Consider the following 15,820-nt stretch of genomic DNA (forward strand, 5'->3'; position numbering starts at 1 on the left):
GAAGCGCTTCTGCGGTCGCGGGCATGATCTATCCGAATGCGTTCCGCTCGGCGGGCGTGGGCAGCGCGATTTCGGTCGGCAAGATCGGCTCGGTGTCGGGGCCCGTAATCGGCGGCATTCTGCTGTCGATGCATCTGCCGTTCGCGCAGATGTTCTACGCGGCGTCAGCGCTGCTCCTTATCGCGACGATTTTCTCGACGGTGCTCGCCGTGCTGTACAAGGCGCGCTTCGGCGAGCAGCACGAGCAGCATGCGCAGCACAATAAGGAAAACGCACCCGTCAAGGAAATGCGTTCGGCGCTAGGCGATTCGTGATCGCCGGCCGCGCATCGCTTGCGCGGTTTCAAACGACGTACTCTTTAATAAAACAATCGACGGGCAGGTGAAGCGCACAACCGTCCGTCGCAAAAGGAGACGGGATGCAGACCGCCAGAACCATCGACGTTACCGCGCTGATCGAACGGAAAAAGCTGCGCGGATTTTCTTTGTCATTGATTGTATGGTGCTTCCTGATCGTGCTGATCGACGGCTACGATCAGGTCGCCGCGGCGTATGCGGCGCCTACGCTGATCCGCGCGTGGCATGTGAATGCAACGGGCTTCGGCCATGTGTTCGGCGTCGGCCTGTTTGGCGTGCTCGTGGGTTCGTTGCTGCTCGGTTTTATCGGCGATCGTATTGGACGGCGGCCCACGATAATTTTTGGATCTATATGGTTCGGTATCCTGACGTTCGTGCGCAGCTACGCGACGTCTCTGGATCAACTGACCGTGACCACGCGGCAACACCTGTTGTAGCGTTTTTTTGACGGGCGTAGGCTTGCAGTACGTCACGCGTGAAAACGCCGACGCACATAACAAGTACAGCCAATCGGGAACGTTTCAACGGGGAAGGGGCGATGAAGAAATCTCATACATTGCCGACGCATAGCGCTGGGCCAATCTGGGGCCTGATTTTCGGGGCCGTCATGACGACGATCGCGGCCGCTCTATGGGTGTACGCGAAGACGCACGCCGGTTCGAATCATCTGGACGAATCGCTGGCTGTGGGCGCCGCGCTTGTCGGCGTGTTTGTCGCTGTGTGCGCCGCCCGGGAAATCCGTCATCACAAGCATTGAAGAACACCGGCGATGATCTCGCGCCACGCGTTGTTGCAACGCGTGGCCGCTCGCGATGTTGCCTGGCGTTCGACCGGCGTTTGCCCGGTGTTTGCCTGGTGTTCGCCGGGGGCCGCAGTTGTCCCCCGGACGTTAATGCTCTCGTCGTTATGCGGACAGATCCAGTGCGTTGGTCAAATCGCCCATGACGGGCTGACCGCGTGACTGCATCGCGGCGTCGCGCGCGCGGAAGCCGTCGAGCGGTTCGAGTTCGAATACGCGCGTGATCAGGCGCAAGATCGATGCCGTGTCGTACACGGTGTGATCGACATAGCCCTTCTTCGCGAACGGCGAGAGCACCAGCGCGGGCACGCGCGTGCCCGGACCCCAGCGGTCGCCTTTCGGCGGAGCGACGTGATCCCACCAACCGCCGTTCTCGTCGACGGTCACGATCACCACCATGTTTTCCCATTGCGGACTTGCGCGCAGAGCTTTCACCGCGTGCACGACATGGCGATCGCCCGATGCGACGTCCGCATAGCCCGCGTGCATGTTCAGATTGCCCTGCGGCTTGTAGAACGTGACGGCAGGTAGCCGGCCCGCGCGCACATCGGCGAGGAAGCGATTGGTGCTCTCGTCGTCGCCGAGGCCGCCGTCGCGCAGATGCATCGCGCGCGCATCCGTGCCCGGCCCGAGATTCGCGAAGTAGTTGAACGGCTGGTGGTGATACTGGAAGTTCGGAATCACCGGCGTGCCATCGTTCGTGTTCTTGCCGTGCATGTCGAGCGTCTGCTGGAACGCGCCCGCGTACCACGCCCAGTCGATGCCGCGCTTGTCGAGTTTGTCGCCGATGTGCTCGTGCGTCTGCGGCGGCAGGGCCATCGCATTGCTGTCCTGCGTCAGATCGACGACGCCGTTCGCGCCGAGCTTGTATGGCGTGGGCGCGAACGGCGGCATCATCGTGTTGACGGCATAGCTGATGGTGCGTCCGTCAGCGAGCGTTTCCGGCGGCGTCAGCGCGCTCGGGCCGAACTTCGGGATGCCGTCCATTGCGCTGTTCGGCGATGTGGGGAGCGGTTTCAGATTCGGGTCGTCGGGGCGTCCGCTGAGCGTCTCCGCAATCTGCGCCTTCGCGATGCTCTGCTGCGGATTCGGATACATGGGAGGAGTCGCCGCGACCAGATACTGATGGTTCAGGAACGAGCCGCCAAACGCGCCCTGAAAATAGTTGTCGCACAGCACGTATTCGCTCGCGAGATCCCACAGGCGCAGGTCGTAGCTCGCGTTCGCGTAGTGCCCCATCGTGAAGGCACCCGAGTCCGCCCACGCGGCGAACATATCGTTCTTGCCGCCGTTGATCTGCATCTGGTTCTGATAGAACACGTGCCACAAATCATGCGTGACCAGCGACAGCGGCAGGTGCTCGCCGTGCGGACCTCTGAGCGCAAACGGCGCGTTCGGCAGATCGGTCTGATATTGCTCGCCGGCCTTGTATGGAACGCCGTCCGCGATCTGATCCTTCAGCAGCCAGCCGCCCGGCACTTTCGGCAGGCGAGGCAGTACGGTCTTGCCGTCGCGGTCGCGCTGCACGCAGTTTTCCGGTTTCACTGCGGAGAGCGGCCGCTCGACGCCCGGAAAATTGCCGAACAGGTTGTTGAAGCTACGGTTCTCTGCATAGATCACGACGATCGTCTTGATCTTCGAGCGCAGTGCGCGGTCGAACTGCGGTCCCGCCGCGACGCCCGTAACCGGGACATCGCGCGACGGCGGCAATGCGCAGCCGGCCAGTCCGCCCCCCATCGCCACAGCGGCGACTCCGCCGAGGAAGTGGCGGCGGCTCGGGCGCTGCGGGGTCTGCGCGGGATCGGCGTCTTCATTGACGGGCGGAGAAGAGGGCGGTTCGGTGCGTTTCATCTGGATATCCAAGGATGAGGGAAACGATCGAAAAGGCTTGCGCGAAGCATAGCGCATGGCGGCTATGCGCGGGCGTTCGCAACAGGCGGCGCAGTCGGGGCAATATCCTTGCGTATCTGTCGTGACACTTGCGTGACAGAGAAATTGCTCGATGGCGGTCCGCCCTCACTCGGCGGATTCGGCGTCGATCAGCGTTCTCGTTGCCTGGAAGCCGGTCCGTGCGTTATGCCCAAGCCGTTGAGTTGCGCGTGGGAAGGTGCTCGGCGAGAGACGAGACGACGGCTCGATGTGAGGTCGTCGTTCGGGTGGTGGGGCGATAGGTCTAACGCGCCCTTCGGGAAGGAAGGCTGGATATCCAGTCGCCTCTCGAAGGCAATCCGCATCATGCAGATTCGTGCGCCGTGAAATGAGCGGGACGCGACGCGCTACTTTTGTTTCGATCGTGCCTGTCGCAAAGATCAGAAGCCTTGCAGCGTTTGTGTCGCGTGTGCAACGAGATGAACAACGGCGAAGATCGTGCCGCCGATACATGCCGCAAGGGCAATTGCAACGAACGGAAGCAAGACGATATTCACGTTAGCAAAATCGGCCTCGTGTGAAGCGCTTTTGCGCACGCCGAAGAAGCTCCACAAAACGATTCGAATGAGCTTGAGGATTTCCATGGCTCTCTCCATCAGGTCAATTAAGAGTACGGCTCATGATCTGCCTTCGACAGAAACGAAGAAAGGAGCAGTTGACGCAAATCCGATAGAAGCAGAGCGCATCACCCATTCATCGCCTATCCCGCCTCGTTTAACCGGGTGCGACAAATGTTCGCAATAAGGCCTTTAAAGGCGCAATGAAGCGATCTCACCTGCATTCGCTGATCCAGATCATGATCGACAAGCCTTCATATCTTGATAATAAAAACATACGTATGTGATGCATCTTAATGCGGTGCGATAGCACGCCTTGTCAACGCCTGAACGAGAACGGAGAAACTGTGTTTTGCTACCAATGTGAACAAACGGACCGCACGGGTGCCCAGCCCGGTTGTGCATCTTCAAAGGGCAATTGCGGCAAGGACGCGACGACGGCTGACCTGCAGGATCTGCTAGTGCATGCTGTGAAGGGTCTCGCGCAATACAACACGCTTGCGCGCACGATGGGACATGCCGATCGCGAAGCCGACCGGTTCGTTCTCTACGCGATGTTCACCACGCTGACCAACGTCAACTTCAACGCCAGCCGCTTCGCCGCGCTGCTGAAGGAGGCGGCCCAGCTTCGCGACCGGGTCCGGTCGGCTTATGAAGACGCAGCGAAGGCCGCGGGTGAAGTCGTAGAGGCGCCTGCCGGCCCGGCCGCATGGCAACCGGCTGGCGATCTCGCCGGTCTGCTCGCGCAGGCGCAGACGGTCGGCATCAATGCGGGCATCGAGACCGCGGGCGCGGATGTCATCCGCCTTCGTGCGCTGGTGATCTACGGTCTCAAGGGCGTGTGCGCCTACGCTCATCACGCGCAGATGCTGGGCAAGGAGAGCGAAGAGGTCTACGCGGGCGTCGAAGCGGCGCTCGTTTTCCTCGCCACCGAGCCGAGCGGCGTCGAGGCGTTGCTCGCGCAAGCGCTCAAGCTGGGCAGCCTGAATCTCAAGGTGATGGAGCTGCTCGACGACGCCAACACGAGCCGCTTCGGCGCGCAACAGCCCACTGCCGTGCGTGTCACTCCCATGGCGGGCAAGGCCATTCTCGTGTCGGGACATGACTTCGGCGATCTGCAAGCGCTCCTCGAGCAGACGGAGGGCACGGGCATCCAGATCTACACGCACGGCGAAATGCTGCCGGCCCACGCGTATCCGAAGCTCAAGGCGTACCCGCACCTCGCCGGCAACTTCGGCGGCGCGTGGCAGGACCAGCAGTCGGACTTCGCGAATTTCCCCGGCCCCATTCTGATGACGTCCAATTGCCTCATCGAGCCGCGGCCGCAATATCGCCAGCGTATTTTCACCACGGGACCGGTGGGCTGGCCGGGCCTGCGGCATCTGGAGCATCACGACTTTTCGGTGCTGATCCAGGCAGCGAAGGCGCTGCCGGGGTTCCAGGAGACGGCTCCCGAAAAGACCATCACCGTGGGCTTCGGACGTCATGCTGTCCTCGGCGTCGCCGACAAGGTGATCGACGCGGTGAAAGCGGGCGCGATCCAGCATTTCTTCCTGATCGGCGGATGCGACGGCGCTGCGCCCGGCCGCAACTACTACACGCAGTTTGCCGAGCAGGCGCCGAACGACACAGTCGTGATGACGCTGGGTTGCAACAAGTATCGTTTCAACCAGCACGAATTCGGCGACATCGGCGGCATTCCGCGTCTGCTCGATCTCGGGCAGTGCAACGACGCGTATTCGGCGATCCGCATCGCGGTGGCGCTTGCCGATGCGTTCGAGTGCGGCGTCAACGATCTGCCGCTGTCGCTGATCGTGTCGTGGTTCGAGCAGAAGGCGGCCGCCGTGCTGCTGACGCTGCTCGCGCTGGGCATCAGGAACATCCGCCTCGGACCGACGCTGCCGGCTTTCCTGACGCCGAACGTCCTCACGATCCTGGTCGAGCAGTTCGGTATTCAGCCGATCGGCGACGCCAGTTCGGATCTCGCCGCCGCGCTTGGGCGCAAGGCAGCCTGAGTCTTATCCGCCAGGCGTCATGAGGCGCCTGGCTTTTCTTTGCGCAGAATTCCATGACATTCCAAATCCAGCTCACGACACGCGATGAGCAGCAGCTGAGTTTCGACTGCGCGCCCGATCAGGATCTGCTCACGGCCGCTGCGGAAGCCAATATCATGCTGCCCTCGCAATGCAGGAAGGGCAGTTGTGGCGCGTGCCACGCGTCCGTCACGCACGGCGATTATCAGATGGGCGAACACAACGCCGATGCACTTTCGGCGGGTCAATCGACTGCGATCCTGATGTGCAGGACCACGCCGTGCAGCGATCTGCGTATCAGCGTTCCATACGATCACACGAAAGTGCTGCGTCACGCGGTGCCGCGTCGTTCGACGACGATCGTCGGCCTCGAAACGATCGCGCAGAACACGGTCCGCCTGGAACTGGCGATCTCTCCCGACGACGAGGGCGGCAGCGCCGCCGAGTTCGAGCCCGGGCAGTTCATGGAAATCGAAATTCCGGGCAGCGACGAGCGGCGCCCGTATTCGCTTGCGAATACAAGCAACTGGGAAGGGCGGCTCGAATTTCTGATCAGATTGCAGCCGAACGGGCGCTTCTCGACTTATCTGCGCGAGCGCGCCAAGGTTGGCCAGCAGCTTATGGTCCGCGGTCCGATGGGCGGCTTCGGCATTCGCGATGGCAGCTTTCGCGCGCGCTGGTTCGTCGCCGGCGGGACGGGCGTGGCGCCGATGTTGTCGATGCTGCGCCGCATGGCCGACTTTCAGGAAATGCAGGACGCGCGGCTCTTTTTCGGCGTGAATCAGGAAAGCGAATTATTTCTGAAGGACGAACTGAAAGAGCTGAAGGCACAACTGCCGCAACTCGAAGTCGATCTGTGCGTCTGGAAGCCTGAAACGGACTGGGATGGCTTCAGCGGCACACCGGCCGATGCGCTGTCCGCTGCGTTGGCAAACACGGCCTGTCAGCCGGATATCTACGTCTGCGGACCAGCCGCGCTGATTCGTGCCGTCGAACGGATTGCAATCGACTCGGGCTTGCCGTCCGATCAATTCGAAAGCGAGCGGTTTGTTTCCAGTGCCGGCGCGGTGTGATCGACGTGCAGCAAGCTATCTGTTGATCGCCGCCCCCACCACACTCACCCTGCTTCGTAAGATGAAGTCGCGCGCCATGTCGATCGCGATGCAATCGACCGCATGACCGGCCCTTCGCACGATCGACCAGCAAAACCTGGCGGGCGATGCGCCTTTTGCAGGCGCATCGCCCGTCATCAGGCGAACCTGGTGTAGCTTTCGCCGATGGCACTACCGTCTGCATGGTCCGCGCCCGTCAGTCGCGAAAGCCCTGCAATACGGCGCCGAGCTCTTCGAGCGTGAATGGCTTGCGCAGCGCCGCCCAGCGAATCGGCAACGACGGCACAGCCGGCATCTCGTAGCCCGACGAAAACACCAGACGGATCGACGGCTGAATCGCAGCCGCCTGTCTGGCGAGTTCTACGCCATCGATGCCGGGCATCCTGAGATCCGTGATCACCACGTCAAACGGCTCTTCGCGCAGCCAGCCGAGGGCTTCTTCAGGCGACGTGGTGAATCTCGGCGCGTGGCCAAGCAAGCGGATCAGTTCGTTGATCGCCTCCGACAGATTCCCGTCATCGTCGACGAGCAGGATGCGCAGCGTCTGCGCACTATCCGGCCGCTCAATGGCGGAGGCATCAGCAGCGAGCACATCCTTCCCGCTGTCGAGCATCTGCCTGACCTTGTGGGCAAGCTGCTCGCGGCTATAAGGCTTGCTGAGCAGTTCGACGCCCGGGTCGAGTCTGCCGCCGTGGACGATTGCGTTGTGCGTATAACCCGATGTGAACAGCACCTTGAGACGCGGCAGCAGCGTGACGGCCTGGGCCGCCATGTCGGTGCTTCGAACGGGCCCAGGCATCACGACGTCGGAAAACAGCAGGTCGACGTCCACGCCGCTTCGCAGCACGGTCAGCGCCTGTTGCGCATTGTCGGCCTTCAGCACGTTGTAGCCGAGTTCGGAAAGCGTGTCGATTGCGGTCGTCTGTACCTTCGGATCGTCCTCGACGACGAGAATGGTCTCCGTTCCTCCCCTCACGGGAGCGCGCAGCCGAGGCGGCGGCTCGATTGCCGGCTTCGCCGAGCGGGGCAGATAGATCTTGACGGTCGTGCCGTGGTCGAGCTCGCTATAGATCTTGATATGGCCGCCGCTCTGCTTCACGAAACCGTAAGCCATGCTCAGCCCGAGGCCCGTACCCTGGCCTTCGGGCTTCGTGGTGAAGAACGGATCGAACGCGCGCTCGACGATGTCTTGCGGCATGCCCGTTCCCGTATCCGTGACGGCCAGCAGCACGTACTGTCCGGCGGCGACATCGGGCACGGTCGCGATGTATTCGTCGTCGAGCATCGCGTTCGACAACTCCATCGTCAGCTTGCCGCCGTCGGGCATCGCGTCTCTCGCATTGATCGCGAGATTGAGAACCACGTTCTCCAGCTGATGAATGTCGACCAGCGTGTTCCACAATCCGCCCGCGACGACCGTCTCCACACGTATCGTTTCACCGAGCGCGCGCCTAAGCAGATCGTCCATGCCGCGAAGCGCCGCCGCCAGATTGATGACCACGGGTTGCAACGGTTGCTGGCGGCCGAATGCCAGCAGTTGCGATGCGAGCTTCGAGCCACGGTCGACCGCGTCGATGGCCTTGTCGACCCGCTCGCGCGTCCACGGATCGCGATGATGCCGGCTGTCGAGCAGTTCGAGATTGCCGCGCAATATCTGCAGCAGGTTGTTGAAGTCGTGAGCCACGCCGCCCGTCAGCTTGCCGACGGCTTCCATCTTCTGGGCCCGAAACAATGCCGTGCGGGTCTCTTCGAGTTGCCGGGCGGCTTCCATGCGTTCGGTGATGTCCCGCGTGATCTTTGCGAAACCGACGAGCGCGCCGTCTTCGTCCTTGATCGCATCGATCACGACGTGAGCCCAGAAGCGCCGGCCATCCTTGCGTACTCGCCATCCCTCGGACTCGAAGCGTCCTTCTTCCGCGGCGATCGACAGCCCGCGTTGCGGCAGTCCCGCTGCCGCATCTTCGGGCGTATAGAAGCGGGAGAAGTGCGAGCCGATCACTTCTTCGGCGTTGAACCCCTTGATTCGCCGCGCGCCGGCGTTCCAGTTCGTGATCATGCCTTCGGGCGACAGCATGAAGATCGCGTAGTCCGTGACGCCGTTGACGAGCATCCGGAAGCGCTGCTCGCTTTCGACGGCGGCCTCGTAAGCGATTTTCTTGTCCGTCATATCGCGCACGATTTTGGCAAAGCCGGCAATGCGACCCTGTTGGTCTTTCAATGCCGTGATCACGACGCTGGCCCAGAAGCGCGAGCCGTCCCGCCGGACGCGCCAGCCTTCGGAGTCGGAACGTCCCGTGCGCCGCGCCGTTTCGAGGGCGGCCGCGGCGGCGCCTTGAGCACGAGCCTCCGGCGTATGGAACATGTCGAAATGCCGGCCAATGACTTCCTCGCTCGCGAAGCCGTGAATCTGCTCGCCGCCGACGTTCCACGTCCTGATCGTGCCGTCGCGTGACAGCCCGATCACTGCATAGTCGCGAACGGAGCTGACCCATCGCTGGCACCAGTCTTCAGGGAGGGAATGGTCGCCAAGGTCGTCGTCTTGCATCGTCGTCTCCCCGTTCTTCCACTTCATCTCAAGCGTCGCCAATGGCCAATCAAAACGTTGAGCACGTTCCATGCCCGGGCTTCGTCAATCGAACCGTCAGTTTGTTGCCCTTGCGATGACCTCGTACGCTCGAAGCTGCCTATCGTAGCGGAGATGGCGCGCCCAGTCGTGCAGCGAATCGCAGTGCTGGCCCGCAGGCTATGTCGGCATCGTTGTGAACCGTAGCGTCGGCAGATTTTTGCACAAGCATACAGCTTGAGCATTGGCCTGTTTTCGCTCACAAGGCCGTACGGTAAGGCATTCGCCGGCTTGCGACAGGAATCCGTAATCCGTCTCGATAGTCGGTGCGGGGTCGTCGTAAGTTTGTCGATGCGGGCGATTCTTGCCGGCATTCATTCGCGAACCGCCGATCCATGCCTGACCGATCGCACACGACGCCAAAGGCTCTGAACAACGAAGTCGTTTCGTTTCGGCGACCCAGGGTTACGCGGCCGCCGCGGGGTGAGGTGTCGCGGAGCTTTACGGGGCGCTGCGCGAGTCCGCTATGCGGTGGTTCTCGTGAGCGTCGATTGTGCGATGGCTAGGGACCGGGCGCATCTCGACGCAATCCGCCATGCTGTTTCGCGGCTGCCCATCGTCGCGCTGATACGCGGCAGCCTGGCGAACTTGCAGCCCGTCGCGTTCGACCGCGTGGTGAGCGACCCATCGGACATCGGTCACATAACGGCTGCACTCGATCAGGTCACAGCCAGCCACATCGCCGTAGTCCCTCCTCTCCCGATCGCGCCGCAAGGCGACGCGGGACTGGCGGTCGCGCAGCAGTGAAAGCATCCCGAATCGGTGCGACGGGCGTCATCATCGGCTCCTTGTGCCCGGCTGATCGCCGATGAAATCGCGCTTCGGCCGTTCCGGCCGCCCGCACTCAATCGGCGCAGCCTCACTGTCATTGCCGCGCCCGCGAGGAACGCTCATTGCTGATTCGACACAACACATCACGCGTCGCAGCGGCCAGTGTCGTGCCGCTGCAATTTCCCGCAGCAAAGACACTTCATGGAGCCAGTCATGAATGAGGCCGCACACAAACCCGCTGTCGCGTCGGCGGCGCGCAAACCCGGACGGGACGCAATCGAATTGCTGACGAGCGATCATCGCGCCGTCGAAAAGCTATTCGATGCATTCGAAAAAACAGGCGACGACGATCTCGAAGCGAAGGGCGCGCTCGCGCAGCGCGCGTGCGAAGAGCTGACCGTGCACTCGATCATCGAGGAAGAGATTCTGTACCCCGCTGCGCACAAGGCGCTTGGCAAGCACGACGCGATCGACGTGAACGAAGCCTTTGTCGAGCACTATCTCGTGAAGACGCTCGTCGAGAAGTTCGAGTCGCTGAAGCCCGGAGACAAAGGCTTCGACGCGTCGTTCAAGGTGATGTCGGATCTCGTTCGGCACCACATCGAGGAAGAGGAGTCGGAGCTGTTGCCGGAATTGCGCCGGCGTGGAATCGATCTCGTCGCACTCGGCGACAAGCTCGGCGCACGCAAGGCCGAACTCGTGAAGAAGCTCGAACGAGCGGGCAGCAAGCTGGTCGGTGACAGGTCGCTGTCGTTTGGCCGCCCGGCGTGAGCTTCGTGCATATAGTCAAGCGTCGCCGCACGTGGCATCTGCCCGCGCCGATGCCACACGTTTACCTGGTTTACCTGGTGAGCAGACCCTGAGGCATGCTCACGCGTGCGGCGCCCGCGCACGGTGATTGCCGCTGAACAGCTCGACCATCCCGCATGCGACGGCCGTTGCGAGCAACGCCGTTGCAATGGCTGGATAGCGGTGTTGGCGGCGTTGTTCGCCACGCGGTTCAACCAGCTTCTTGCTGCGCTGCACCCACTCCGCAGCCCGCGCCTTTAGCGCATCGATACGCGACGGGCACGCGTTCCCACTGCTTTTACCCTTCCGCTGACCGCTAGCGCATCGCATTTTGCGCGCGTCGATCGATTTGATCGACAATGATCGATGGCTCTCACAAGAAATTTGTTATAAAGGCTCCGATTGCACCGGCCGTTCGGCTCACGGCTCGCCCGCCGCCTTCCCGAATGGACGCGCATTTCCCAACATCCATCGGCGCGCTTGCGAACTGCCCGTCAGCGACTGAACCGGGCACGCGCGGAAACCGAGTAAAGGGTAGGTCCTAGTATGAGCAAAAGCACATCGCAAAGCCCGGAAGGGAGCGGTTCCGGCACGGCCGCGCACAGCACGTTGCCGTTTCCGGTCGTGGGGATAGGTGCGTCTGCGGGCGGCGTCCAGGCATTGATCCGGTTCTTCGAGAATGCGCCCGCCACGATGGATATGGCGTTCGTGATCATCCTGCATCTGTCGCCGGAGCACGCCAGTCACGCCGACGAAATCCTGCAGCGGGCGACGCGCATGCCCGTCACGCAGGTCACGAGCACGACGGCCATCGAGAAGAATCACGTCTATGTGATTGCACCCGGCAAGCAGCTATGGCTGTCCGACGGGTATCTGCGCGTCGGCGAATGGGAAAAGCGCAGCCATGCAACGGTGACGATCGACGAGTTCTTCCGCACGCTCGCGGATGCGCTCGACATGCACGCCGTCGGCATCGTGCTGTCGGGTACGGGCTCTGACGGCGCGGCAGGACTGAGCCGCGTGAAGGAAAGTGGCGGCGTGACGATCGCACAGGAGCCGAACGACGCCGAACACCCCGAAATGCCGAATCATGCGATCACGACGGGCCAGGTCGACATCGTGCTGCCCGTCGCCGAGATGCCGCAGCGGCTGCTCGAATTGTGGAGCAACGCGCAGAACATCCGCTTGCCGCTGCACAACAACGCCGAGCTTGCGGCCGAGCAGCCCGACGACCAGCCGCGCGGCGGATCGGAGCGCGCGCTGCAAGACATCCTGATGCATTTGCGCGTGCGCACGGGCCACGATTTCCGGCACTACAAGCGCGCGACGGTGCTGCGGCGCATCGAGCGGCGCATGCAGGTCAACGGCGTGCGCGACCTCGAAGCGTATCGCGCGTTCCTGCGCAACACGCCCGAGGAAACGACGGCACTGCTCGCGGACATGCTGATCGGCGTGACGCAGTTCTTCCGGGATCGCGAGGCATTCGACGCGCTGCAGAGCGTCGTGATGCCGCCACTGTTCCGCTCGGCGCCGAGCGAAACCCAGGTGCGCGTGTGGGTCGCCGGCTGCTCGACGGGCGAGGAAGCGTATTCGATTGCGATACTGCTTGCGCAGGCACGCGAAGCGGCGGGCTCGGCGGCCGCGATGCAGGTGTTCGCCACCGACATCGACGATTCCGCGATCGTGCGCGCGCGCTCGGGCTCGTATCCCAGCACCATTGCGAGCGACGTGCCGCCCGAGCTCTTGCGGCGCTATTTCACGCAGGACGGCGGGCGTTATCTGATCGTGAAGACGGTGCGCGAACGCATTCTGTTCGCCGCGCACAGCCTGTTGCGCGATCCGCCGTTCTCGCATCTCGATCTGATTTCCTGCCGCAACGTGCTCATCTATCTGGACCGCGCGGTGCAGCGGCAGATTCTGGAACTGTTTCACTTTGCGCTGCGCCCGGACGGCTATCTGTTTCTCGGCACGGCAGAGTCGGCCGATGCCGCCGACGACCTTTTCACCATCGTCGACAAGAAGAACCGCATCTACCGCGCGAAGCCGATCGTCAATCGCATGAAGCCGGCTGTCGGCTTTCCATCGCTCTCCATGACGGCTTCGACGTCGCATGAAGAAGCGCCCGCGAGCGGCGCATCGGCGCCGCCGCCGGGCGCGCCCGAGCGCCGCGTCTTCTCGTTTTCGGCGCTGCATCAGCGGGTGCTCGAAGAGTATGCGCCGCCCAGCGTGATCGTCGATCGCGACTCGACCATCGTGCATCTGTCCGACAACGTCGGGCGATTCCTGAGGCATGCGGGCGGCGAGCCGTCGACGAACATCATGACCGTCGTGGTGCCCGAGCTTCGGCTCGACTTGCGCACGACGCTTTTTCGCGCGCTGCAAACGGGCGCGAGCGTCGAGGCGCGGCGCGTCAAGATGATGCGCGACGGCCGTACGTCGTGGATCAACATGACCGTGCGGCCGTTCCATGATCAGGGCCTTAGCGCGGACTTCTTCCTCGTGCTGTTCGATGAAGTGCAGGAGCGGATGACGGACGAAGGCGAGTCGGAGAACGAAGGCCAGGACCCCGTACTCGTGCAGCTCGAACAGGAGCTGCAGCACAGCCGCGAGCAGCTGGCGACGACCATTGAGCAGTACGAAACCTCTGTCGAGGAGCTGAAGGCGTCGAACGAAGAGCTTCAGGCGATCAACGAAGAACTGCGCTCGGCGACGGAAGAACTCGAAAGCAGCAAGGAGGAATTGCAGTCGGTCAACGAAGAGCTGACGACCGTCAACGCCGAATTGCAGTCGCGCGTCGAGGACACCGCGAAGGCCAATGACGACTTGCAGAACATCATCGTCTCGACCGACATCGCGACCGTGTTCGTCGACAAGAAGATTCAGGTGAAACGCTTTACGCCGAGCGCAACTCGCATCTTCAAGCTGATCGACTCGGATATCGGGCGGTCGCTGTTCGACATTACGCATTCGCTCCAGCATTCGACGCTCGCGGAAGACGTCAAGGAAGCATTCGAGAGCCTGAAGCTCATCGAGCGCGAAGTGCAAAGCCACGACGGCAAGTGGTATCTGATGCGCCTGCTGCCTTATCGCACGGCCGACGACCGGATCGACGGCGCGGTGCTGACGCTGATCGACATCACGAAGCGGCACGAGGCGGAAGAGCAGGCGCGCATCGGCGAACAACGGCTGCGGCTCGTCGCGCAGTCGACCAACGACTACGCGATCATCGTTCAGGACCCGTCGGGACGCATCGTGAGCTGGAACGCGGGCGCCGAACGGATCTTCGGCTACGGCGAGGCCGAAGTGCTGGGCAAGAACATCGAACTGGTCTATCGGCCCGACGATCGCGCGGCAAACGTGCCCGCGCACGAGCGCGAAACAGCCGCGAAGGAGGGACGCGCCGACGACGAGCGCTGGCATCTGACGAAGGATCATCGCAGGGTCTATTGCAGCGGCGTCGTCACGCCGATTCGCGACGCATCGTTTACCGGCTTTGCGAAGATCGCGCGCGATGTCACCGAGCGCAAGGAGCGCGAGGACGCGCAAGAGGCCGCGCTGGCCAGGGAACGCACCGAGCGCCAGAAAGAGTCGCTGTCGAATCAGCTCAAGGACGATTTCATCGCGGTGCTGTCGCACGAGCTGAAACATCCGCTGAACCTGATCGGCGTGAAGGCGGAGATGCTGCCGCGCCTGCCCGAGACGCGCGGCATCGAAGCCGTGCGCGAAACGGCGGATGCCATTCGCCGCGCGATGCGCAGCCAGGCGCAGATCATCGACGATCTGCTCGACTTCTCGCGCGTGAACACCGGCAAGCTCACGCTCGATCTCGGGCACGTCGATCTGGCCGCCACGGTGAACGGCATCGTGCAGTCGTGCGAGGCGGACGCGGCCGAACGCGGCGTCGTCGTGTCCGCGACGGGCGTCGAACAGCCCGCGATGGTGCTCGCCGATCCCGTCCGGTGCGAGCAGATCATATGGAACCTCGTTTCCAACGCGCTGAAGTTTTCGCGCGCCGGCGGCCGGATCGATCTGCGCCTGACGCGCGAAGAAGGCATGGTGCGCGTCGACGTGGCCGATACGGGCGAAGGCATCGAACCGTCGGAGCTGTCCTCCGTCTTCGACATGTTCCGCCAGGGCGCGCGCAGCCGCATGCGCGGAGGTCTCGGCATCGGGCTCGCGCTGGTCAGGCAACTCGTCGACATGCATGGCGGACGCGTCGCCGCGCACTCGGACGGCCCCGGGCGCGGCACGACGATGAGCGTCTGGCTTCCGGCGATGGACGAGACTGGTGCGCCACCGCGCGACCACATATCCGCGCAATACGCGATTGCGGGCGCGCGCGTGCTGATCGTCGAGGACGACGCGGACTTCGTGTCGTCGTTGACCGCGTTGCTGGAGCTGGAAAGGGCATCGGTGACGGCCGTGCCGGGCGAGGCGCAGGCATGGGACGCACTCGCCGACCGACCCGTCGACGTAGTGATCGTGGACGTGCGCGCGTCGGCCGGCGACGCGTACGCTCTGGTGCGCAAGATCAAGGCCGACCCGCAACGCGCGCGCATCGGGACGGTCGCGATCATCGGACTCAACCGTGAATCGGACAGGCAGGCGGCCATCGACGCCGGCTTCGACGCGCTGGTCGGCAAGCCCATCGACTTCGAGGAGCTGCTGCAAAAACTGCACGCATTGCTGACATCCACTGCCCCGGCGGCGGGCTCGTGACAGCGCGATAGCGGCGGCGAGCGGGCGGCGCGTCCATCGCGTCTGCGAAAGAAGCGCCGCGGCGCCCGTCATTACCCGGCGACGGATGGGCTCGCCTTTGTCGATCGCGGCCCGCGCGATGACGCAATGCGT

At 63.0% G+C, this 15,820-nt stretch carries 11 protein-coding genes; 8 read left to right on the forward strand and 3 right to left on the reverse strand.

The genetic code is table 11. The features are described 5' to 3' along the window. Positions 1-23: 23 nt before the first annotated feature. The 3 genes from AB4Y32_RS20065 to AB4Y32_RS20075 all read left to right on the forward strand — a co-directional run bounded on the left by AB4Y32_RS20065 (position 24) and on the right by AB4Y32_RS20075 (position 1,113). On the forward strand, positions 24-314 hold the full coding sequence (locus tag AB4Y32_RS20065; RefSeq protein WP_439899813.1) for a hypothetical protein: 291 nt from the start codon (positions 24-26) through the stop codon (positions 312-314). 104 nt (positions 315-418) lie between these two features. Beyond that, entirely contained in the window at positions 419-793 is a 375-nt protein-coding gene (locus AB4Y32_RS20070; RefSeq protein WP_368723020.1) for an MFS transporter, read from the forward strand. A gap of 101 nt (positions 794-894) precedes the next feature. Then, entirely contained in the window at positions 895-1,113 is a 219-nt protein-coding gene (locus AB4Y32_RS20075; RefSeq protein ID WP_368723021.1) for a hypothetical protein, read from the forward strand. A gap of 147 nt (positions 1,114-1,260) precedes the next feature. Here AB4Y32_RS20075 and acpA read toward each other — a convergent pair whose 3' ends face one another. Further along, a complete protein-coding gene (gene acpA / locus AB4Y32_RS20080; RefSeq protein WP_439899814.1) occupies positions 1,261-3,006 on the reverse strand; it encodes an acid phosphatase in 1,746 nt (581 codons plus the stop codon). Between the two features lie 458 nt (positions 3,007-3,464). Further along, positions 3,465-3,668, reverse strand: a complete 204-nt coding sequence (locus AB4Y32_RS20085) for a DUF2970 domain-containing protein (RefSeq protein WP_368723022.1) — start codon at positions 3,666-3,668, stop codon at positions 3,465-3,467. A 320-nt stretch (positions 3,669-3,988) separates the two neighbouring features. On the opposite strand from AB4Y32_RS20085, the gene hcp reads away from it, so the two are divergent. Together hcp and AB4Y32_RS20095 are read left to right on the forward strand one after the other, a co-directional pair. Continuing rightward, the gene (hcp, locus tag AB4Y32_RS20090) at positions 3,989-5,656 is read left to right on the forward strand and encodes a hydroxylamine reductase (protein ID WP_368723023.1); all 1,668 of its coding nucleotides are present in this window, start codon (positions 3,989-3,991) and stop codon (positions 5,654-5,656) included. A gap of 53 nt (positions 5,657-5,709) precedes the next feature. Beyond that, positions 5,710-6,747 (forward strand): 2Fe-2S iron-sulfur cluster binding domain-containing protein, encoded by a 1,038-nt coding sequence (locus AB4Y32_RS20095; RefSeq protein WP_368723024.1) that lies wholly within the window; start codon positions 5,710-5,712, stop codon positions 6,745-6,747. 235 nt (positions 6,748-6,982) lie between these two features. Here the strand turns inward: AB4Y32_RS20095 and AB4Y32_RS20100 are convergent, their stop codons facing one another. Then, entirely contained in the window at positions 6,983-9,331 is a 2,349-nt protein-coding gene (locus AB4Y32_RS20100; protein WP_368723025.1) for a PAS domain S-box protein, read from the reverse strand. A 576-nt stretch (positions 9,332-9,907) separates the two neighbouring features. Between AB4Y32_RS20100 and AB4Y32_RS20105 the strand changes: the two genes are divergently transcribed. The 3 genes from AB4Y32_RS20105 (at position 9,908) to AB4Y32_RS20115 (ending at position 15,688) form a co-directional block, all read left to right on the forward strand. Then, the gene (locus AB4Y32_RS20105) at positions 9,908-10,156 is read left to right on the forward strand and encodes a hypothetical protein (protein WP_368723026.1); all 249 of its coding nucleotides are present in this window, start codon (positions 9,908-9,910) and stop codon (positions 10,154-10,156) included. A 237-nt stretch (positions 10,157-10,393) separates the two neighbouring features. Beyond that, positions 10,394-10,951: a hemerythrin domain-containing protein gene (locus AB4Y32_RS20110; protein ID WP_368723027.1), complete on the forward strand. Its 558-nt coding sequence runs from the start codon at positions 10,394-10,396 to the stop codon at positions 10,949-10,951. A gap of 564 nt (positions 10,952-11,515) precedes the next feature. Continuing rightward, positions 11,516-15,688 carry a CheR family methyltransferase gene (locus AB4Y32_RS20115; protein WP_368723028.1) on the forward strand — a complete coding sequence of 1,391 codons (4,173 nt, stop codon included), beginning with the start codon at positions 11,516-11,518 and terminating at the stop codon, positions 15,686-15,688. The last annotated feature ends 132 nt before the right edge of the window (positions 15,689-15,820 follow it).

This window comes from Paraburkholderia phymatum (genome assembly GCF_040965635.1).
GTDB classification, from domain to species: domain Bacteria; phylum Pseudomonadota; class Gammaproteobacteria; order Burkholderiales; family Burkholderiaceae; genus Paraburkholderia; species Paraburkholderia phymatum_B.